The organism is Pseudomonas caspiana (assembly GCF_040224095.2).
GTDB classification, from domain to species: Bacteria; Pseudomonadota; Gammaproteobacteria; order Pseudomonadales; family Pseudomonadaceae; genus Aquipseudomonas; species Aquipseudomonas caspiana.
In genome coordinates this window covers 3,378,327-3,399,178 of sequence record NZ_CP167995.1, presented here as the reverse complement: position 1 = coordinate 3,399,178, position 20,852 = coordinate 3,378,327, and the positions used below count along the sequence as shown (strand labels likewise).

The 20,852-nt window shown below is 56.2% G+C and carries 14 protein-coding genes and 1 pseudogene; 6 read left to right on the top strand and 9 right to left on the bottom strand.

Annotation, left to right across the window (positions count from 1 at the left end; genetic code table 11):
- Positions 1-69: 69 nt before the first annotated feature.
- Complete coding sequence (locus ABRP31_RS15530) at positions 70-246, bottom strand: hypothetical protein (protein ID WP_167384293.1); 177 nt, start codon at positions 244-246, stop codon at positions 70-72.
- A 381-nt stretch (positions 247-627) separates the two neighbouring features.
- Between ABRP31_RS15530 and galU the strand changes: the two genes are divergently transcribed.
- From galU to ABRP31_RS15515, 3 genes and pseudogenes are all read left to right on the top strand, one after another.
- Positions 628-1,461: a UTP--glucose-1-phosphate uridylyltransferase GalU gene (galU, locus tag ABRP31_RS15525; RefSeq protein WP_087264076.1), complete on the top strand. Its 834-nt coding sequence runs from the start codon at positions 628-630 to the stop codon at positions 1,459-1,461.
- A gap of 101 nt (positions 1,462-1,562) precedes the next feature.
- Positions 1,563-2,921 (top strand): glutathione-disulfide reductase, encoded by a 1,359-nt coding sequence (gene gorA, locus ABRP31_RS15520; RefSeq protein ID WP_349969215.1) that lies wholly within the window; start codon positions 1,563-1,565, stop codon positions 2,919-2,921.
- Between the two features lie 145 nt (positions 2,922-3,066).
- Positions 3,067-4,725: pseudogene (locus tag ABRP31_RS15515) on the top strand (ATP-binding protein); the annotation flags it as partial.
- Here ABRP31_RS15515 and ABRP31_RS15510 read toward each other — a convergent pair.
- Positions 4,716-5,705 carry a DNA-binding protein gene (locus ABRP31_RS15510; protein ID WP_349969213.1) on the bottom strand — a complete coding sequence of 330 codons (990 nt, stop codon included), beginning with the start codon at positions 5,703-5,705 and terminating at the stop codon, positions 4,716-4,718. The pseudogene ABRP31_RS15515 and the gene ABRP31_RS15510 sit on opposite strands and share 10 nt — an antisense overlap.
- A gap of 352 nt (positions 5,706-6,057) precedes the next feature.
- Here ABRP31_RS15510 and ahpC point away from each other — a divergent pair, with 352 nt between their 5' ends.
- Together ahpC and ahpF are read left to right on the top strand one after the other, a co-directional pair.
- A complete protein-coding gene (gene ahpC, locus ABRP31_RS15505; protein WP_027902690.1) occupies positions 6,058-6,621 on the top strand; it encodes an alkyl hydroperoxide reductase subunit C in 564 nt (187 codons plus the stop codon).
- Positions 6,622-6,758: 137 nt separating this feature from the next.
- Positions 6,759-8,321 (top strand): alkyl hydroperoxide reductase subunit F, encoded by a 1,563-nt coding sequence (gene ahpF / locus ABRP31_RS15500; RefSeq protein ID WP_349969209.1) that lies wholly within the window; start codon positions 6,759-6,761, stop codon positions 8,319-8,321.
- Between the two features lie 66 nt (positions 8,322-8,387).
- On the opposite strand, the gene gloA is transcribed toward ahpF, so the two are convergent.
- Positions 8,388-8,909 carry a lactoylglutathione lyase gene (gloA, locus tag ABRP31_RS15495; protein WP_087264085.1) on the bottom strand — a complete coding sequence of 174 codons (522 nt, stop codon included), beginning with the start codon at positions 8,907-8,909 and terminating at the stop codon, positions 8,388-8,390.
- A 174-nt stretch (positions 8,910-9,083) separates the two neighbouring features.
- Between gloA and ABRP31_RS15490 the strand changes: the two genes are divergently transcribed.
- The gene (locus ABRP31_RS15490; protein WP_349969206.1) at positions 9,084-9,635 is read left to right on the top strand and encodes a DUF4946 domain-containing protein; all 552 of its coding nucleotides are present in this window, start codon (positions 9,084-9,086) and stop codon (positions 9,633-9,635) included.
- Positions 9,636-10,087: 452 nt separating this feature from the next.
- Here the strand turns inward: ABRP31_RS15490 and ABRP31_RS15485 are convergent, their stop codons facing one another.
- The 6 genes from ABRP31_RS15485 to ABRP31_RS15460 all read right to left on the bottom strand — a co-directional run bounded on the left by ABRP31_RS15485 (position 10,088) and on the right by ABRP31_RS15460 (position 20,668).
- Positions 10,088-10,450, bottom strand: coding sequence for a histone-like nucleoid-structuring protein, MvaT/MvaU family (locus tag ABRP31_RS15485; RefSeq protein WP_027901819.1), 363 nt, complete (start codon positions 10,448-10,450; stop codon positions 10,088-10,090).
- A gap of 369 nt (positions 10,451-10,819) precedes the next feature.
- Entirely contained in the window at positions 10,820-11,911 is a 1,092-nt protein-coding gene (locus tag ABRP31_RS15480; protein WP_349969204.1) for a tetratricopeptide repeat protein, read from the bottom strand.
- A gap of 226 nt (positions 11,912-12,137) precedes the next feature.
- A complete protein-coding gene (locus ABRP31_RS15475; RefSeq protein WP_087264090.1) occupies positions 12,138-13,535 on the bottom strand; it encodes an efflux transporter outer membrane subunit in 1,398 nt (465 codons plus the stop codon).
- Positions 13,535-16,726 (bottom strand): efflux RND transporter permease subunit, encoded by a 3,192-nt coding sequence (locus ABRP31_RS15470; RefSeq protein ID WP_349969202.1) that lies wholly within the window; start codon positions 16,724-16,726, stop codon positions 13,535-13,537. Before ABRP31_RS15470 ends, ABRP31_RS15475 begins: the two co-directional genes overlap by 1 nt.
- A 12-nt stretch (positions 16,727-16,738) precedes the next feature.
- Positions 16,739-17,980 (bottom strand): multidrug efflux RND transporter periplasmic adaptor subunit MexE, encoded by a 1,242-nt coding sequence (mexE, locus tag ABRP31_RS15465; RefSeq protein ID WP_349969200.1) that lies wholly within the window; start codon positions 17,978-17,980, stop codon positions 16,739-16,741.
- 261 nt (positions 17,981-18,241) lie between these two features.
- A complete protein-coding gene (locus tag ABRP31_RS15460; protein WP_349969198.1) occupies positions 18,242-20,668 on the bottom strand; it encodes a TonB-dependent receptor in 2,427 nt (808 codons plus the stop codon).
- Positions 20,669-20,852 lie beyond the last annotated feature (184 nt).

Here is a 20,852-nt window from a genome sequence, read left to right as displayed (position 1 = left end):
CGCTGGTGGTATGACTCACCGATAAAGCCATCGTTCCGACATCATTCAGCGATTTCAGTGGCCTTTGTTTCAGGAGCGTCGGCGTGCGGCTTTCGGCTGGTCCTGCAAGACGGCTGCAACTTCAATCGCGGCTTCTTCGCTTATAAATGGTCCCGCGATGGCTTCACCTTCAGCCGAGCACGCCCACCACTGGCCATCCTGAAGTTTTTTGATCAAGTAGCCGTTTACATTTTTCACTTGTGACATTGCAGCAATCTCGTGGGTAAGGGGGCGGGAGCGGCACATCATAAGTCGCCACCTGTGCGGCTGTCTCCTGTGCTGTGGGGGATAATCCTGCGCATCGCATGGCATTGGACTACGCTGGTATACGGCTTTCAGTGCAGGTTGAAACCGTTGGGTTCTCCTCTCCAGACAAGGTTGCTGTCAAGGGCTTGAAGCTCTTGCGGCATACCTGCCGTTGGTTGTTTGGGTGCGCTCCGATGTTTTTAAAATCTGCAATCGAGTGGAACTATCTGCTCGAGGATTCCTCTACCATGGCATCGAAAGGCCAGAGGCGGGGCATTGTAAGGTGATCGCCGCCTGATTAGACTGCGCCGCTAACGCCACCAGCCCTTATAAAGGACTTTTATGATCAAGAAATGCTTGTTCCCCGCAGCCGGTTACGGCACTCGCTTTTTGCCAGCGACCAAAGCCATGCCTAAAGAGATGCTGCCAGTGGTCAACAAGCCACTGATCCAATACGGCGTGGAAGAAGCTCTTGCTGCAGGCCTTAACGAAATTTCCATTGTTACCGGCCGTGGTAAGCGCGCGCTGGAAGACCATTTCGACATCAGCTACGAGCTGGAAACCCAGATCAAGGGCACCGACAAGGAAAAGTACCTGGTTGGTATTCGCAAACTGATCGACGAGTGCAGCTTTTCCTACACTCGCCAGACCGAAATGAAAGGTCTGGGTCATGCGATCCTCAGCGGTCGTCCGCTGATTGGTAATGAAGCCTTTGCCGTAGTGCTCGCGGATGACCTGTGTGTAAATCTGGAAGGCGAAGGCGTGCTGGCGCAGATGGTCAAGCTGCACAAGCACTACGGTTGCTCGATCGTTGCCATTCAGGAAGTACCTGCCAACGAAACGCAGAAGTACGGCGTGATTGCAGGTGAAGAAATCAAGCCAGGCCTGTTCCGTGTCACTGACATGGTTGAGAAGCCGAAGCCTGAGGACGCACCGTCCAACCTCGCAATTATTGGCCGTTACATCCTGACGCCAGATATCTTCGCGAAAATCGAAGCTACTGAGCCGGGCAAGGGTGGAGAAATCCAGATCACCGACGCATTGATGAAGCAGGCAGCAGAAGGCAACGTGCTGGCTTACAAATTCAAAGGCACCCGTTTTGACTGCGGCGGCGCAGAAGGTTATATCGAAGCAACCAACTTCTGCTTCGAGCATTTCTACAAGAAAGGCAGCTAAGTCTCTGAGGCCTCCTCAGACTTGCTTGTAGGACAAAGCCACCTTCGGGTGGCTTTGTCGTTTCTGGCTGATATGCTGTACCTCTGCTTTAGGAGATTTACATGGCTTACGACTTCGACCTCTTTGTAATCGGTGCCGGTTCTGGCGGCGTGCGCGCCGGACGTTTTGCTGCTGGTTTTGGTGCGCGCGTGGCGGTAGCCGAGAGCCGTTATCTGGGTGGTACCTGCGTCAATGTGGGCTGCGTGCCGAAGAAATTACTGGTTTATGGTGCCCATTACGCCGAGGATTTTGAGCAAGCCAAAAGCTTCGGCTGGTCGACCGGTGAACCTGGCTTTGACTGGGCGACGTTGATCGCAAACAAAGATCGACAGATTGAGCACCTGAACGGTATCTACCGTAATTTGCTGGTCAACAGTGGCGTAACGCTACTGGAAGGGCATGCCATGCTCAAGGGCCCGCACGAGGTTGAGGTCAACGGCCAGACTTACAGTGCCGAACATATCCTGATCGCTACCGGTGGCTGGCCGCAGGTCCCGGACATTCCCGGTCGCGAGCATGCGATAACCTCTAATGAAGCGTTTCATCTCAAGCAGCTTCCAAAGCGTATTGTGGTCGTTGGCGGCGGGTATATCGCGGTTGAATTCGCGTCGATTTTTCACGGTCTTGGTGCTGATACCGCGCTGATGTACCGCGGCGAGATGTTCCTTCGCGGTTTCGATGGCAGTGTGCGCAGCCACTTGCATGAAGAGCTGGTCAAGCGCGGCATGGATGTGCGTTTCAACGCGGATATCGAGCGCATCGAGAAACAAGCCGATGGCAGTCTTCAACTGTTCCTAAAGAATGGCGAGCAAGTGAATACCGATTGCGTTTTCTACGCCACCGGGCGCAGGCCTATGCTCGACAACCTGGGCCTGGAGCATGTCAACGTCAAGCTCGATAAAAATGGCTTTGTCGAGGTTGATGACAACTACCAAAGCAGCGAGCCTTCAATCCTGGCTATCGGCGATGTGATCGGTCGGGTTCAACTGACGCCTGTGGCGCTGGCTGAAGGCATGGCTGTTGCCCGGCGCTTGTTCAAGCCGCAAGATTTTCGTGCTGTGGATTATGCGCATATTCCGACTGCTGTTTTCAGTTTGCCGAACATTGGCACTGTTGGCCTTACCGAAGAAGACGCGCAGAAGGCAGGCCATGAGGTGCGCATCTTCGAAAGCCGTTTCCGCCCTATGAAACTGACCCTGACTGACAATCAGGAGCGTACGGTGATGAAGTTGGTCGTAGACGCCAAAACAGATGTAGTGCTTGGCTGCCACATGGTTGGCCCGGAAGCCGGTGAGATCATTCAGGGGTTGGCCATTGCGCTCAAGGCTGGCGCGACCAAGCGCCAGTTCGACGACACGGTCGGGGTGCATCCGACGCTCGCTGAAGAGTTCGTTACCATGCGCTCGCCGGTGGATCGTTAAGCACTCTGCGCGAAAATCACGTTGTACCCGGGATTCAGGATGAAGGCCGGGTTGATAATCTATTCCAGGAAGGACACCTGCGATGAGCAGTCAACACTATTGGGCGGCGATGCCATTGACCTTCGATGAGCAAGATATAGGTCCCATGCGCAACATTGATGCGTTACTTGAGAGTGAGCGGCAGTTTCGCAGTCTTGCTGACAACATGAGTCAACTGGCATGGACTGCGGATTCAGCGGGCAACATTTATTGGTACAACGAGCGCTGGTACGACTATACCGGCGCGTCTCTGGAAGCCATGCGCGCACTGGGCTGGCGCTCTGTTCATCACGCCGAGCATGTGGATCGGGTGACGGCTCGGTTGATGCATTGTTTTGCAACGGGGTCCATCTGGGAAGACACCTTCCCGTTGCGTGGCAAGGACGGCACTTATAGCTGGTTTCTGGCCCGGGCCTTGCCGATTCGTGATGAGCACGGACACATTACCCACTGGCTCGGCACCCACACCGACATTACGGCCCAGGTCAATGCCGAGGAGGCGCTTCGCGAACTCAATGAAAGTCTCGAGTTGCGAGTCGCCGAGCGTACCCGTGAACTGGCCAGTATCAATGAACTGCTGCAAATAGAAATGGCTGAGCGCGCACAGGCAGAAGAGACGCTGCGCCACGCGCAAAAAATGGATGCAATAGGTCAGCTGACCGGTGGGATTGCCCACGACTTCAACAATATGCTCACCGGCGTGCTAGGCGCTCTCGACCTCATGCAGCGACGCATTGCTGCTGGTCGAGCGGGGGAGATTGATCGCTACATCAGCGCGGCCATGACGTCTGCCAACCGGGCCGCTGCTCTGACTCATCGTCTCCTGGCTTTCGCTCGTCGGCAATCACTCAATACCACTGCTGTCGATGTCAACCAGATGGTGACGTCGATGCAGGAGCTTTTAGCGCGAACCATCGGCGAAAGTATTGAGTTGCGGATCGAGCTGAGCGATGGCTTGCATCGGACCAATACCGACGAACATCAGCTTGAAAATGCCCTGTTGAACCTGGTGATAAATGCCCGGGATGCGATGCCTGATGGTGGACTCCTTACGATCACCAGTGAGCATGTCAGCGTTGAAGCCAGGTCTGGCGATGTATCGGACGGTGAGTATGTGCGCCTGAGTGTTCACGACAGCGGTTCGGGTATGCCTGATGACGTCCTGGATCGTGCTTTCGATCCTTTCTTCACCACCAAGCCTATTGGGCAGGGAACCGGGCTTGGCCTGTCGATGGTCTACGGTTTTGTGAAGCAGACCGGAGGGCATGTGTTGATTGATAGCGCTGAGGGGCAGGGCACGGTCGTGCATCTTTACTTGCCTTGTCATCGTGATCTGCCAGAGCGCAGGCCGGTAAGTGTCGAGGGTCTGGAGGCTCCGCGCGCCGTCAATGGTGAGCGGGTGCTGGTGGTCGAAGACGAAGAGCCGGTGCGAATGCTGGTTGTCGATGTGTTGCAGGAGTTGGGTTATTCAACTCTGGAGGCCTGTGACAGCAAGGCCGCGTTGCCGTATCTGCAGGGAGGTGAGCGTATCGACTTGCTCGTCAGTGATGTGGGGCTGCCGGGCTTGAATGGTCGTCAGCTTGCGGAGATAGCCAGACAGTATCGACCTGAGCTACGCGTACTGTTTATCACCGGCTACGCTCCCGAGGCCCAGGTGCAAGGGGATTTTCTGGGGTGTGGAATGGAGATGATGACAAAGCCCTTCACGGTCGATCAATTGGCATTGCGTGTGCGGACCATGCTCGAGCGCCGAGATCAGTCCTGATCAGCAGGCAGGTCTGGAGGCGTCGCGCTTTTCGCGTGTGCTGCCCGCAAATTTTCAAGGGCCAGTTCGGTCTTGATCAAAATCAGTTCCACTACGCGGTTTTGCTGCAACTGATCGGTCAGTTGCTGGCGAGCGTCCGCGGCTTCCTGTTGTGCCGTGCGGGCGCGCTCTTCAAGCAAGGCACAACGCGTTTCCGAGTGTTGAAACTGCTCATTTGCACTCGCCGCCCGAGCAGTGATTTTTTCCAGATGGCCATTCTGCTTTTCGAGTTCCCGTTGAGCGCTGCGGCTTTCAGCTAGCAGGCGTTCATTGTCCCGAGTAAGCCGGGTGACTTCCGTCTGATGCTGCGTGGCGCTCTGTTGCGTCTGGCGCAGTTCAGTCTGTAACTGGCGAGTGTGCTCTTCATACCGACGCTGTGCCTGCTCGTGCTGGTCTTTTGCAGATTCGCGGGCATGCAGGTTTTTCTCTTCCAGGGAGCGGATTTGCTCGTCTTTCTCCTGTAGCCGGGTCGTCATGTCCAGATTGGCTTGAGTCAGGCGGGCGTTGTTGGTTTGCTCAATCTGGAGTCGCTCGCGGGTGGCGTGCAGCGTTGCGGTTTGCTCTTTTAGCTGGTCGGTTTTGCGCGTCAGGCGGCTGGTGATCTCCGCTAGCTGATTTTGAATCTGCTTTAACTCTTCATTCTGCTGATGGCAAGTTGCGTCGAAGCGCGACTGCGCCGTATTTATCGTTTCTTGTGCCTGACCTTGCAGGCGTTGGGCGAGGCGAGTCACCAGTTCGGTTAGCTCATCGTTAATATCGGCCGGGGCTGTACCTGTCCGGTCGGCTGCATCTAGCTCTTTCAGATAGCGATGAATCGTGGTCTTGGAGCCGGTGTTGCCCATTTCAATACGTACCGAATCGATGCTCGGGTGCTCGCCACGGGCCATCAATGCCAGTCGTGCTGTCTGTACCAATGCTTTGTTGACGCCGCCCCGAGCCATTTCGTTCGCCTTTATTTCATACTGTGGTATGTACCCTGTAATTACATACTATTTAAAGCGTTATATCGAGTTGAATTTTATTAACCGTAGGAGCGCACGAGCCTCGCTAGCCCGCGATCTCTGTTTGTCTGGTCACCGCTATCGCGGCCTCGCGTGGCTCGTGCGCTCCTACAGGCTAGTGTTTGCCAGTTGAAGACGGGCATCCTCGGTCAGGCATTCCAATTCCTTCTATTAATAAGCCGCCGTTATAGTCAAAACCAATCGTGCGCATGAGGTTTGCCAATGAGCTTGCATAGGTCATTATGCGTAAGCTCCGTTTCATCGAATTAACAACCCACTAGGAGATTCACCGATGCCTATCATCAACAGCCAGGTAAAACCGTTCAAAGCCACTGCATTCCAGAACGGCTCTTTCGTAGACGTGTCTGAAGCTGACTTCAAAGGCAAATGGTCTGTCGTCTTCTTCTACCCAGCAGACTTCACCTTCGTATGCCCGACCGAACTGGAAGACCTCGCTGACAACTACGCTGACTTCAAAAAGCTCGGCGTTGAAATCTACGGCGTGTCGACTGACACCCACTTTGCCCACGCTGCCTGGCACAACACTTCGCCAGCCATTGGCAAAATCCAGTACCCATTGATCGGCGACCCAACTCACATCCTGTCCCGTAACTTCGACGTTCTGATCGAAGAAGCCGGTCTGGCTGACCGCGGCACTTTCGTGATCAACCCTGAAGGTCAGATCAAAATCGTTGAACTGAACGACGGTGGTGTAGGCCGTGACGCTTCCGAGTTGCTGCGCAAAGTCAAAGCCGCTCAATACGTAGCTGCTCACCCAGGCGAAGTTTGCCCGGCTAAATGGAAAGAAGGCGAAGCCACTCTGGCTCCATCTTTGGACCTGGTCGGCAAGATCTAAGCTGCATGCATCCAAGTCGCGTAAGTCGGCTAGGGGCGTTGAGCTCTTAAGCAAGTAAACCGCATCGCCCCAAAAACGCCCGGGCGACTATCGCCTGGGCGTTGTTTTTTCTACTACAGCAAAAAGGAATCGCCCGCATGTTGGACGCCAATCTTAAAGCGCAGCTGAAGTCTTACCTGGAACGGGTTACCCGCCCGGTCGAGATCGTCGCGTCCCTCGATGACGGCGCGAAATCCCAGGAAATGCTGGCGTTGCTTAATGACGTGATCAGTGTTTCGAAAGACATCACCCTCAATGACAGCGGCACCGACGTGCGTACTCCGTCGTTCTCGCTTAACAGCCCGGGACAAAACATCAGCCTGCGATTTGCCGGCATCCCGATGGGCCATGAATTCACCTCGCTGGTACTGGCGCTGCTGCAAGTCGGTGGCTACCCATCCAAGTCCAGTGCGGACACTATCGAGCAGATTCGCGCTCTTGAAGGCGAGTTCTTGTTCGAAACCTATTTTTCCCAGTCTTGCCAGAACTGCCCGGATGTCGTCCAGGCTCTGAACCTGATGGCGGTGCTGAACCCGAACATCAAGCACGTCGCTATTGATGGCGCGCTGTTTCAGGACGAAGTTACCGACCGGCACATCATGTCGGTACCGAGTATCTACCTGAACGGCGAGCTGTTTGGTCAGGGCCGCATGGGCCTTGAAGAAATTCTGGCCAAGATCGACACCGGTGCTGGTGATCGTCAGGCACAGAAACTCAACGCCAAAGACGCTTTCGACGTGTTGGTCGTTGGCGGCGGTCCGGCCGGTTCCGCAGCGGCTGTCTATGCAGCCCGCAAAGGTATTCGTACCGGTGTGGCGGCGGAGCGCTTCGGCGGCCAGGTGCTGGACACCATGGCGATCGAGAACTTCATTTCCGTGCAACACACAGAAGGTCCGAAGCTCGCCGTTGCCCTTGAAGAGCACGTCAAGCAATACGAAGTAGACATCATGAATCTGCAGCGCGCAGATCAACTGATTGCTGGTAAAGACGGCGCACTGCACGAAGTGAAGTTCGCAAGCGGCGCGAGCCTGAAGGCCAAGACAGTTATCCTCGCCACTGGCGCACGCTGGAGGGAGATGAACGTTCCGGGCGAGCAGCAATATCGCAACAAGGGCGTGGCTTACTGCCCGCACTGCGACGGTCCGCTGTTCAAAGGCAAGCGTGTCGCGGTGATCGGTGGTGGTAACTCCGGTGTCGAAGCGGCCATCGACCTGGCGGGTATCGTGGCTCACGTCACGCTGCTTGAATTTGATGTGCAATTGCGCGCTGATGCCGTACTGCAGCGCAAGCTGACCAGCTTGCCGAATGTAACGGTCATCACCAACGCGCAGACCACTGAAGTGACCGGTGACGAGCAGAAGGTCAACGGCCTGCGCTACAAGAACCGCGTGAACGGCGAAGAAGTCGCGGTAGAGCTGGAAGGTATTTTCGTGCAGATCGGCCTGCTGCCTAACACCGATTGGCTCAAAGGCAGCATCGAGCTGTCGCCACGCGGGGAAATCGTTGTGGATTCACGCGGTGAAACGTCCATTCCCGGAATCTTCGCTGCGGGTGACGTGACCACCACACCTTACAAGCAGATCATCATTGCTTTGGGGGAGGGTGCCAAGGCTTCTCTCAGCGCATTTGATCACCTGATCCGGACCTCGGCGCCAGCCTGAGGACTAATGCTCGGGCAATAAAAAAGGGCCTCATGATATCCATGAGGCCCTTTTTGCTTGTGTGGATTACAGCGGCGTTGGCTGGATAATCTCGACCCAGTAGCCATCCGGATCCTTGATGAACGCCAGGCTGTTCATGCGGCCGTCAGCCAGGCGTTTCTGAAAGTCCACGCCCAGCGCTTCAAAGCGCTCGCAAGCAACATGCACGTCCGGCACGGAAATGCAGATGTGACCAAAGCCGCGAGGGTCGGTGTTGCCATTGTGATAGGCGAACTCTGGATCTTTTTCGGTGCCGTGGTTATGCGTCAGTTCGAGGATCCCCGGGATCGACTTCATCCACACGTTCCGGGCGGCGTCGTCAGCCGGAATCTGGCTTTTGTCCACCAAAGCCAGGAAGTAAAGGCTGAACTCGGCCTCAGGAAAGTCGCGCTTCTCAACGAGACTGAAACCCAGTACGCGGGTGTAGAAGTCCAGTGATGCGGTGATGTCCTTGACCCTCAGCATGGTGTGGTTGAACACGAATTGCCGGGTCGCCACCTCTGGCTGTGCGGTCACGCCAGGGAAGGTATTAAGGTCTTGCAGGCTCATGGATATCTCCGGTTGAGGTCTTCTATAGGTGTAAATGATACGGGCCACCTGCGCCGAAGCCAAATCTCGAAGCAATTGAAGTGTGCTGGCCCTTGTTCCTGATGAGCGTGGCGGGCAGACTTCGTTGCTTACGCGCTTCGGTGACGATTTTTATGTACTTCGGTGACGCCGCCCATGATTGACCCGCGATACAAATATTCATTCATTGGTTTTTGCCTGACGCTGGTTGCAGGCATCGCTCATGCAACTGATGCGGTCATCATCTGGCCCAGTGGCTGGCAAGTGGAAGACCTGACCGCACAGCAATCAGGTTCGGGCCAGTCTTCGCTGCAGTCCAGGCAGCGAGCCGCGAAAAATGATCAGGCGGGCAATCCGGTCATGGTCATGGAGTTGACTGAGTCGCGTCTGGCCTCGGGTCACCAGGTCAACGTTGAAGGGGTGTTACTGGAGATGCGTAAAGCCGTGCAGGTCAATTTTGCCCGCAGCGGTTTCCAGAGCGTGTGTACCCGAATACACCCGACCGAGCTCAGTAAGATTCCTGCACTTGAGACGAGCTGTACGATCACCCAGAACGGGGTGCACGTGATGACTCAGACGCTCGTCGCGGCTGCGACGGCTGATACTGCCTGGTCGCTGTCGTACGCAGGTTCGGCTGCTGGTTACGCCGCGACCAAGGATGAAGCCCTGCAGATCCGCAACACGCTGCGGCTTGGGTCTGGCCAGTAACCGCTGCACACTGTGAATTTCAGGCAAAAAGAAGCCCGCCGAAGCGGGCATGGGGCGCTAATCCTTTAGCGGCCTTCATCTTGGAAGACCCGCTGTGAAAAAAACGTGAAGCCTGTGAGAAAAATCTGGAACGTCCGTACTTATACATATCGGAATATTCTGACAACTTTCTACGATAATGCTGGTTGTTATTAGTCATGATTGCTGCTGATCTCGGATTGGCATATGCAAGCTCATCAACGTTGTGAATTAGGCATATAGATAGATATCTCTGGGCGACGTCAGTAGTAGTCGCTCGAGAGCCTGTCCTAACTGAGGTTGAACGAAGTTGTACGGCAGTGCAAAAATGATAAGTCGATTAATGCCAATGAATTATATCTGGCGTCAGAGAGTTGTCGCTCGCATAAAAAAACCCTGCAAGGGCAGGGCTTTTTTATACTGAAAGAACTCGATCAGGCGCGAAGCCATGAGTCGACGGTATCAACGCCGTATTGCTCTTTCCAGGATTTCAGGCCACGGTGGTTGCCACCTTTGGTCTCGATCAGCTCACCGGTGTGAGGATTCTGATAGACCTTGACGACTCTTGCACGACGGCGCTTTGGCCCAGCAGCAGCGGGCAGAGAGGACGAGCCTTTAGGGTCGAGAATCGTGATGATGTCGCGCAGACCCTTGTCGTACGTGCTCATCAGAGCCTGAAGCTTCTGTTCGAACTCGATTTCCTTTTTCAGGCCTGCATCATTCTTCAAGGACTCCAGCTGGGCGAGCTGTTCCTGAAGGGCTTTTTCTGCTGCGCGAAACTCGGCAAGTCTGGACAAATAACATACTCCAACGGTGATTGGCTGTTACCAGCGTCAAAAAACGATAAGACAAGATGCTCGGGAGTTACGCGCAGTCGATTGTCCGTCAGGGAACCAAGGGGCGTATTTTTCTCCGGTGAGTTTAGCGCTTCCTGTCGTTTTCATTTCGATGAAAAAAGGTAGTTGTAATCAGTAGCGTGTAAATCATGCACGTTTTTTTTGAGTTAGAAAATACTTTTGATGCAATTAACTAGCGGTATGGATGTCCTGAGTTTTTGATGACGCTACTCGCTTCGTCTTATCAGATGAATTCGCTTGTAAGTTATTTCTGATATTAAGCGTTCGGGGAACTACACAATTTTTCGCCTTGAAGCTGCATTTTTTTGGCTAGAGTCCCTGCTGTAGTGCCGGATCGTCAGGGTTTTGTTGCTCAAGCTCGGCTTGCAATATCTGTACGTTTTGCAACTGCCCGGTTTCCTTCCAGTATCGAATCAATAACACCCGAGCCTGGCGGTTGGCTGGCTGGCGTTGGAGGATTTCAGCCAATTGTTTTTGCGCTGCCTCCAATTGCTCAAGGTCGTGAAGTGCCACGGCCAGGTCATATCGGTAATCAGTGTTGTCAGGTTCCAGCTCAACAGCTTTGGCCAGTGCCAGCAACGCATACTCGGTCTGATCATGATCGAGCAGCCACATTCCAAGAGCGTGTTGAAGCCTCGATGAGTTTGGGTGCTGGGTCAGAAGCCGACCCAGCAATTGACGCGCTTGCTCGGTTTGCCCTTGTTGGTCGAGTTGTTCGAGATAAGCGATGGAGGCATCCAGATTTTTTGGCTCCAGATCCATTGCGACTTGCAGAGCAGCCAGCGCAGCCGGACCGTCACCGCTGTGCGCGAGTAATCGAGCCAGTTGCAACTGACTGCTGCCGGTGGGGGGCTGAGCCTTAAGGCTTGCCATGTACAGGTCGACGCTGTGCTGCAACGCTGCGAAATACAGACCTAGCTCGTCAGGCGACAGATCGAGCAGGGCCATGGTGGCGGCAAAGCGAACCGATGTTTCGGGATCTTCAAGCAATGGTCCCAGCAAAATGCTGCGTTTGCCGTCGGGCAGCATTTTTGTGGTGACCTCAATGGCTGCCTCACGCACGAGTGTTGAGTCATTCTGCAGCGCAGCATCGAGCAGTTTCAGTGCTTGAGGGCTCGGGTAGTTGGCGAGTTCGGCAAGCAGGCTGGCGCGACGAATATCGGAGAGGTCGTTGCGGGCAAGGTGCTGATAGAGGACCCGGGCCGCACCCGGTTTGCCGTTGTGCGCCAGCTCCACGGCCTCGCTGTAAGTCTGGCTGAGTACCGGCGGGGCAGGCGGGGTTGACCACTGGCGACCCAGGTAAACGGCGCCGATCAATGCGATCAGGATTACCCCGGCGATCAGTGTTATACGGCGGCGGGCCTTTGTTTTTGAAAAAAAGCCTCGAACAGGCATGAGCATACCGATATCCATTTCTTTACGGCTTGCAGCTTCGTGGAGCGACGGCTTGGTGTCAAACGATCGATGTTGAATGGGTGGGGTAACGACGGGTTCTTCCATAGAGTTACTTGTGTACATATCCGTGACCGCAGAAACGGATATGCACACAGGAATCACTAAACGCCAGACACCAAAAAGCCCCGCAGTCCAGGAGGAGCGGGGCTTAATGGTTCAAGCAGTCAATCCATCAAGCCTGTGGCTGCCAGCCTCCGCCCAGTGCTTTATAGATAGCGACGATGCCGTGGTACAGATCGATCTCGGCCTGAGCCTGTGAATCCTCGGCCGCCAGACGTTCGCGCTCGGCGTCCAACAGCACCAGGAAGTCTGCGGTGCCTTCGCGGTATTGGATCGACGCGAGATTGGCCGCAGCACGACTCGCTTCACTCTGACGAATCAGCGAAACCAGACGTTGCTGACGTTTGTCGTAATCGCTGAATGCGTTTTCCGACTCCTCCAGCGCCAACAGTACCTGCTGCTCATAGTTAGCCAACGCGCCTTCAGCGTCAGCATCGGCACCGCGAATCCTTGCCCGCACACTGCCTAGATCAAAAGCTGCCCAGGAAATGCTCGGCCCCAACGACCAGGCTCTGGCGGCTGACGAGCCGATTTGTGACCCGCGGCCAGCGGTAAAGCCCAGAAAACCACTCAGGCTGACCCGAGGGAACAAATCAGCCGTTGCCACACCAATACGGGCCGTGGAGGAGGCCAACTGACGTTCAGCCGCACGAATGTCCGGGCGTTGACGCAGCACCTGGGTCGGATCGCCAATAGGCAACGCTTTGGCAATCGCCGGCAGTTTTGCCGGGCTCAGGTCGACACTCAGGCTTTCCGGACGCTCGCCCAGCAACGTTGCGATGCGGTTACGCTGACGAACCTGTTCGGCCTGCAATTGCGGAACCGACGCTTCGACTGCCGCAAGGCGCGCATCGGCACGCATGACATCCAGCTCATTGCCTACCCCGGCGTCACGCAGTTGCGCTGTAACCCCGCGGGATTCCTGTTGGTTTTTCAGGTTTTCTCGAGCAATTTCCTCACGCAACTGCGCCCCGCGCAGTTGGCCGTAGGCATCCACCACTTCGGCGGTCAGGGTGACCTGAAGCTGATACAGATTGGCTTCGGCAACGTCCTGATCGGCTTCGCTGGCTTCCAGCTCGCGCTGAATACGGCCGAACAGATCAAGCTCCCAGGCCATGTCCAGGCCCAGATCGTAACGCTCACTGCTGACTCGGCGTTCGGTAATGCCTGGTTGCTGGCCTTTTCCCAGATCACTGCTGACCCGGCTGGTGACCACGGGCATGGCGTCATTGCTGACGTCATCGCGGATTGCTCGTGCTGCTTTGAGGCGGGCGAACGCGACGCGCAGTTCGCGGTTGTCATTCAGCGATTTGGCAACCAACTGGTTCAGGGTTGGATCGTCAAACTGCTGCCACCAGACGGTTTCCTGATGGCTGCGGTCAAACTTGCCCTCGGTCGCCGAAGCGACCTTGGCAGCTGCGGTATCAGGAGCTTTGTAATCAGGGCCGACCGCACATGCAGCCAGCGCCAAAACCAGCAGGCTCGGCATGAACAGCTTTAACGAATTCATCAATGCGCCTCCGGGTTCAGGTTTTGCACGCTCTGTGTCCTGGCCGCCTTGCGGGCCTCTTTGCGCTCTACATAGTTACGAATCAGCACGTAGAACACCGGTGTCAGCAGCAGGCCGAAGAAGGTCACCCCGAGCATCCCCGAGAACACCGCTACACCCATGGCGTGACGCATTTCTGCACCGGCGCCGCTGGAGAACACCAGTGGCACTACACCCATGATGAACGCGAAGGAAGTCATCAGAATCGGCCGCAGACGCAGGCGGCACGCTTCCAGTACGGCTTCCAGCGGCGACATGCCTTCGGTCTGCTTGTCCTTGGCGAATTCGACGATAAGGATCGCGTTCTTACAGGCCAGTCCCACCAGCACGATCAGTCCGATCTGGGTAAAGATGTTGTTATCGCTACCCGACAGAATCACCCCGGTAATGGCCGACAGCAGTGTCATCGGTACGATCAGGATCACCGCCAGTGGCAGGCTCCAGCTTTCGTACTGAGCAGCCAGCACCAGGAAGGCCAGCAGAACGCAGAGCGGGAAGACCAGCAGCGCGGTGTTGCCCGACAGGATTTGCTGGTACGTAATCTCGGTCCACTCGTAGGTCATGCCATTAGGCAGTTCGTCCTTGAGCAGTTTTTCCACGGCGGCCTGAGCCTGGCCCGAGCTGTAGCCCGGAGCGGCAGCGCCGTTGATTTCTGCCGTGATGAAACCGTTGTAGTGCATGACCCGATCCGGACCTGCGGTGTCGCTGACCTTGATGAAGGTCGCCAGCGGGATCATCTCACCCAGATTGTTGCGTACCTTGAGCTGACCAATCTGGTCGGCGTCCTGACGGAACTGTTGTTCAGCCTGAACGTTGACCTGATAGGTGCGGCCGAAACGGTTGAAGTCGTTGGCGTACAGCGAGCCCAGGTAAACCTGCAGGGTGTCGAAGATATCGCTGATCGCCACGCCGTGAGTCTTGGCTTTTTCACGGTCGATGGCAGCATCGACCTGCGGCACATTCACTGTGTAGCTGGTGAACAGGCCAGCCAGTTCCGGAACGCTGTGGCTCTTGGCGATGATATTCATCGTCTCTTTATAGAGCTCGTCGTAACCCAGGTTGCCACGGTCTTCGATCTGCAGGCGGAAGCCGCCGATAGTGCCCAGACCTTGTACCGGTGGCGGCGGGAAGATCGCCATGTAGGCGTCCTGAATATCACCGAACTTGCCGTTCAATGCACCTGCGATGGCACCCGCTGAAAGGCTGGCGTCTTTGCGATCCTCAAAAGGCTTGAGGGTCACGAACACGATGCCTGCGTTCGGGCTGTTGGTGAAGCCGTTGATGGACAGGCCGGGGAACGCTACTGCACTTTCCACACCATCCTGTTTCAGGGCGATGTCGGACATGCGTTTGATTACGTCTTCGGTACGGTCCAGGCTGGCGGCGTCCGGGAGCTGGGCGAAAGCCACCAGATACTGTTTATCCTGCGGCGGTACGAAGCCAGTCGGTGTGGTGGCGAAGCCGAAGTAAGTCAGCACCATCAAACCGCCGTAAAGCACCAATGCAATACCGCTGCTGCGGATCACCCGACCGACGATGCCCACGTAGCTATTACTGGCGCGTTCGAACACACGGTTGAACGGGCGGAACAGCCAGCCCCCGAATATTTTGTCCAGACCGCGCGAGAAGCGATCTTTCGGCGCGTCGTGAGCCTTGAGCAGCACGGCGGACAATGCCGGTGAAAGGGTCAGGGAGTTGAAGGCCGAAATCACCGTGGAAATCGCGATTGTCAGCGCAAACTGCTTGTAAAACTGCCCCGTCAATCCGGAGATGAACGCAGCCGGGATGAACACCGCGCAGAGCACCAGCGCCGTGGCGATGATCGGTCCGGTCACTTCCTTCATGGCCCGCTTGGTGGCTTCTACGGGATTCAGACCGAGTCCGATGTTTCGCTCGACGTTCTCCACTACCACGATGGCGTCGTCGACCACGATACCAATGGCCAATACTAATCCGAACAGTGATAACGCATTGAGCGAGAAGCCGAACATGTGCATTACGGCGAACGTACCGATCAGCGATACAGGCACCGCAGCCAATGGAATGATCGAGGCGCGCCAGGTCTGCAGGAACAGGATCACGACCAGCACAACCAGAATCAGCGCTTCGAACAGGGTATGAATAACCGCTTCAATCGAGCCGCGAACAAAGATCGTCGGGTCGTAAACGATGCTGAAATCCATGCCTTCCGGGAAGTTCTGCTTCAGTTCGGTCATCTTCGCCCGAACGTCGTTCGAGATGTCGATGGCGTTGGAGCCTGGGCGCTGGAAGATCGGGATCGCTACAGCAGGCTGGTTGTCCAGCAGTGAACGCAAGGCATATTGGTTGGAGCCCAGCTCGATACGCGCGACATCACGCAGACGAGTGATCTCGCCGTCGGCACCGGAACGAATCACGATGTTTTCGAATTCTTCTTCGCTGACCAGACGGCCTTGGGTGTTGACCGACATCTGGAAGCTGGTGGCGCTGGGCGAGGGCGGTGAGCCCAGTTGGCCCGCAGCGACCTGACGGTTTTGCTCGCGAATGGCGTTGACCACATCGGTTGCGGTCAGATTGCGCGAAGCGGTCTTGTTGGGATCCAGCCAGACCCGCAGCGAGTAGTCGCCCATACCGAACAATTGCACGTCACCGACACCGCCAAGGCGAGCCAGCTCATCCTTGATGTTGAGGATGGCGTAGTTGGACAGGTACAGCATGTCGTAGCGTTTATCCGGCGAGGTCAAGTGGACCACCATCGTCAGATCGGGCGACGCCTTGTCCACGGTAATACCGATGCGCGTCACTTCTTCAGGCAGTTTCGGCTCGGTCCGGGTGACCCGGTTCTGAACCTGTACCTGGGCGTTATCCAGGTCAGTACCCAGCGCGAAGGTAATTGTCAGGGTGATTTTGCCGTCAGCGGTGGATTGCGAGGACATGTACAGCATGTTCTCTACGCCGGTAATTGCCTGCTCTAGAGGAGCGGCAACAGTTTCGCCGATAACCTTGGGGTTGGCGCCGGGGAAATTGGCGCGCACGACGACGGTGGGTGGCACAACTTCAGGGTATTCACTGATCGGCAACTGGAACAGTGAGATGGAGCCCGCGATCAGGATCAACAGCGACAGCACCGCCGCGAAGATCGGACGCGAAATAAAGAATTGAGAGAAGTTCATCAGTGGTTTCCCTTAACCGCGTGGCGCGGAGATGCCGGCAACTTTTTCAGGTGCTTTAGGCTTCACTTGCGGCAAGTTGCTGGCTTCCAGAGCCTGGCGTTGTTTGAGCAGCGCAGCGAGCGTCTCGGCGCTGGCCATCGGGGTCTCTTCCGGTGTGACTGGCTGGCCAGGGCGTACCCGTTGCAGGCCCTTGACCACGATGGTGTCGTCTTTGCTCAGGCCGCTACGCACGATGCGCAAGCCTTCGACTTTCGGACCCAGCTCAACCGGGCGATACGCCGGCTTGTTGTCCTGGCCCACGACGAGCACGAACTTCTTGCCCAGGTCGGTGCCCACGGCTTCATCATTGATCAGGATTGCAGAGTAGGTGCCGCTGCCGACCAGTTTGACCCGGGCGTAGAGGCCTGGGGTGAAGCTGCCGTCGCTGTTGTCGAACACAGCGCGACCGCGGATGGTGCCGGTACGCGGGTTGACCTGGTTGTCGACGAAGTTCATCTGGCCCTGATGCGGGTTGCCGACTTCATTGGATAGACCCAGATAGACCGGGGTGGTCTGGCCGCGTTGGCCTTTGCGAGCCAGCTCCGTGTATTTAAGGAAGACACGCTCATCGGCGTCGAAGTAGGCGTAGACCTTGTCGGTGGAAACCACACTGGTCAGCGGGGTGACGTCGGCGGTGACGATGTTGCCAGCAGTGATTTCGGCGCGGCTGACACGGCCACTGATCGGCGATGTCACGCGAGTGAAGCTCAGGTTCAGTTTCGCCAGGTCCAGTTGCGCCTGGATGGCCGCTACACCGGCGCGGGCTTCTTGTGCGGTGGTGGTGCGAGAGTCAGCCAGTTCGGCGGAAATGGCGTTGTTGGTGCGCAGGCGTTCACCGCGTTGAGCTTCGTTTTCACTGCGGTTTGCGGTAGCGCGAGCCTGTTGCAGTTGAGCTTCGAGGCGGCGAACTTCTGACTGGAACGGGCGGGGATCGATCTGGAACAGCACATCACCTTTTTTGACCAGTGCGCCGTCAGTGAAAGCGACAGCATCAATCTGGCCGGATACCCGAGGGCGGATTTCTACGGTTTCCGGTGCTTCCAGGCGCCCAGTGAACTCATCCCACTCGTTGACGGGTTGTTCCAGCACCTTGGCGACGCTGACTTTAGCGGCAGCAGGCGCGACCGTCGCTTCAGGCGATCCGCCGCAAGCGCTGATCACCACCAGCGCCAATGCGGCCAGGGGGAAGCGCAATTGATTGAATTTCTGAGCCATGGGATTGTCCGCCGGAATATTAAGATGGGCGGATTCTGTTCTTGAGGGTGGTATTGCACGAATCGAATGAAACAAAAGTTAATATCATTCGGAATGATATTGAGTATCTCTTGGGCGGTAATAATCCGATGGTTTAAAGCATCGCGCCGGATGTTGAGAGTTTGCGCGCAGGTTTTAATCGGAATGCGATCTCTTGTGGGAGGGGGGCAAGCACCCCTCTCACAAGGAAAAGTACTCGCAGGCCGGTGTCAGCCAACCAAATCAAAAATCATAAGCCAGTTTGGTGTACCAGTAACCGCCACCCGGATAGAACGGCGGGTTGCCATAGGGTGCAAGGCCGAGGTTGCTGTAAACAGCGTTTTTGGATGGCCGGACGTCAAAGATATTGGTCCCGCCGATGCTTACCGTCAGTTGGTCAATAAAGGTGTAGCTGACATCCAGATCGGTTATCCATTTGGCGCCAAAACTGCGGTCGCCGCTGGGGTTAACCGCCAGCGTTTTCACTGCGCCGTAACGGCTGGTCTGCAGGTTTACCGCCAAGTCGTCGACCTTCCAGTTGGCGCCCAGAATCCATTTGGTCTTGGGTGACGCTTCGGTCAGGTCGCCCTCGCGATCACGACCTACCAGGGTTACCCCGGAATTGGCCAGCGCCGCGGGCGTATCACGTACGCCTTCAATCGTGGTTTTGTTCCAGTTGAACCCAAGACTCCAGCGCACTTCTCCAAAGGCATCCAGCGGCGTGGTGTGGTCGGCGACGATATCCAGACCACGCGTGCGGGTGTCGAACGCGTTGGTGTAATAGTTGACCCAGGTTCCTGAGGGCACACCTTGAGCGCTGAGGATGCCGTTGATAACGCCGTTGCCCTGATCATAAATGTTGCTGGTCAGTGCGATTCGATCATCGATGTCGATCAGGTAAGCATCCGCCGTAACGCTGGTTCGCGGTGCCGGTTGCCAGGTCAGCCCCAACCCGAGGTTGCGCGACTTCTCCGGTTTCAGATCATCGCCGCCCAACGCTGCGGCCAGATTGCTGCCTGACGGGGTAAGACGGGTCACGGCCGGGACCACGTTGCCGTTCACATCGACAGCGACCCGATTGTCCGCAACGGTGTAACCAATCTGGGTCAGGGAGGGCGCCCGGAAGCCTGTGCCGACAGTGCCCCGTACGGCAACCGTGTCGGTCAGTTCGTAACGGGAGTTCACTTTCAGGCCAAAGGTATTGCCTGAATCGTCGTCGTAATGTTCAACCCGCCCGGCGACGTCCAGAAACCAACGATCAGTCAGATCAAAGCCCAGGTCCAGGTAGCCCGCATAGTTATTGCGAATCAGGTTGACCTCATCCTCCGGGCGAATGGTCACTGCGGCTTGAGCCCCTGATGCCGCCGGATAGGTGCCGGTAATATAGGCCTCCGGATCGCCAGCGAAGGTGCTGAAACGTTCCCAGCGATGTTCGAGGCCGGCTGATACCTGAACCGGCGAGGTCAACTGAAACAGGCTGTCGTAGCGACGGGTGAAGTCCAGATTGTTGACCCATTGTTCAAAGCGAAACGTCGCCAGATTGTCGAACCTGGTAGGGGACGCAGTGCCCAGTGACGGGTTGATATTCAGGTCGCTGGAGTGATGCACGTTGTTACGTCCGTAGGTCGTGCTCAGGTCCCAGTTCCAGTCGGCGACCTCGCCCTTGCCACCGAACAGAAACTGGTAATCGGTATCCTTGATGTTGTTCAGCGGGTAATAACCGTCGGGGAAAACCTCGGGGACCGATGCTGTGCCTGTGGGCAGGCGAAAATAGTTAGCCGCCTCGGCGTCGCGCTCGCCATAAGTGGTGAAGGAATACAGCGTCAGATCTTCCAGCGGCAATTCGGCGTTGTAAGCCAGGTTAAAGGCTTTCAGATCCGGATCGCCATTCTTGATGGCGACGCGATCCCAGGCTGCTTCTTTTGCCGGGTCACTGAACGCTCGAACGCTGCTGTCCGCCTTGTCGTTCCACGAGGCCTCACCCCGTTTGCGGGCGTCGGCAGAAAAGTGGAAAAAACCTTTTTCGCCGAGAGTAAAGCCTTGGTCACCCGCGATCTTGAGGGTCTCACCCGCGCCCGAAAATAACTTGCCATAAGTGCTTTCATAGTGCCCGCCGGAATCGCCGGACTTGAGAATAATGTTGATCACACCGGCAACCGCGTCGGAGCCGTACTGAGCTGCAGCACTGTCCTTGAGCACTTCGATGTGGTCCACAGCACTGACCGGGATCAGATCGATGTCCACTGCGTTGGCACCGCTGTTATCGATTGAGCCTCGCTGGCCCACTGCGCCATTGTGTCGGCGCTTGCCGTTAACCAGCACCAGCGTATAAGCCGGGCCCAGGCTTCGATTGCTCAGCGGCCGGGTCACCGAGTTGTAGCCCGCGATATTGGTTCCAAAATTGAAAGAGGGCAGCATTTTGGCGATGGCCTCAGAGAGTTCTGCGCGGCCAGTCTTGAGGAGTTGATCACTGTTGATGATGTCGATAGGCGCCGGGCTGTCCGCCACTGTCCGCTGTTGTCCACGTACCCCCGTGGAAATCACCGTTACGGTACTGAGGGTCGATTCGTCGCTGGCGGCTTCGACGAGTGGCGAGAATGCCCCAAGTAATAACGCAGCGGTGAGTGTTGAAAGCGGATACGTTTTGGCGGGACTTGTTGCAAGCGTCATTGTCATATCGGGCGGTGTCCATTGAACTGGCACTGGCCCGTGGCGAGGGTGCAGATTAATTAGCCTGATGGGAAAGAGTGATAGCAGGAACGATGTCGTCTGCGCTGGATAGTATTTGCATAATAAAACCGCTGGAAATGCCGTTTTGGAATATGAATATTATTCTTTATTGGCATCATTATCT

What these genes read in the sequence shown, in the direction of transcription:
- ABRP31_RS15530 (WP_167384293.1), bottom strand. Translation starts at nt 246, where the DNA reads ATGTCACAAGTGAAAAATGTAAACGGCTACTTGATCAAAAAACTTCAG.
- galU (WP_087264076.1), top strand. Translation starts at nt 628, where the DNA reads ATGATCAAGAAATGCTTGTTCCCCGCAGCCGGTTACGGCACTCGCTTT.
- gorA (WP_349969215.1), top strand. Translation starts at nt 1,563, where the DNA reads ATGGCTTACGACTTCGACCTCTTTGTAATCGGTGCCGGTTCTGGCGGC.
- ABRP31_RS15510 (WP_349969213.1), bottom strand. Translation starts at nt 5,705, where the DNA reads ATGGCTCGGGGCGGCGTCAACAAAGCATTGGTACAGACAGCACGACTG.
- ahpC (WP_027902690.1), top strand. Translation starts at nt 6,058, where the DNA reads ATGCCTATCATCAACAGCCAGGTAAAACCGTTCAAAGCCACTGCATTC.
- ahpF (WP_349969209.1), top strand. Translation starts at nt 6,759, where the DNA reads ATGTTGGACGCCAATCTTAAAGCGCAGCTGAAGTCTTACCTGGAACGG.
- gloA (WP_087264085.1), bottom strand. Translation starts at nt 8,909, where the DNA reads ATGAGCCTGCAAGACCTTAATACCTTCCCTGGCGTGACCGCACAGCCA.
- ABRP31_RS15490 (WP_349969206.1), top strand. Translation starts at nt 9,084, where the DNA reads ATGATTGACCCGCGATACAAATATTCATTCATTGGTTTTTGCCTGACG.
- ABRP31_RS15480 (WP_349969204.1), bottom strand. Translation starts at nt 11,911, where the DNA reads ATGCTCATGCCTGTTCGAGGCTTTTTTTCAAAAACAAAGGCCCGCCGC.
- ABRP31_RS15475 (WP_087264090.1), bottom strand. Translation starts at nt 13,535, where the DNA reads ATGAATTCGTTAAAGCTGTTCATGCCGAGCCTGCTGGTTTTGGCGCTG.
- ABRP31_RS15470 (WP_349969202.1), bottom strand. Translation starts at nt 16,726, where the DNA reads ATGAACTTCTCTCAATTCTTTATTTCGCGTCCGATCTTCGCGGCGGTG.
- mexE (WP_349969200.1), bottom strand. Translation starts at nt 17,980, where the DNA reads ATGGCTCAGAAATTCAATCAATTGCGCTTCCCCCTGGCCGCATTGGCG.
- ABRP31_RS15460 (WP_349969198.1), bottom strand. Translation starts at nt 20,668, where the DNA reads ATGACGCTTGCAACAAGTCCCGCCAAAACGTATCCGCTTTCAACACTC.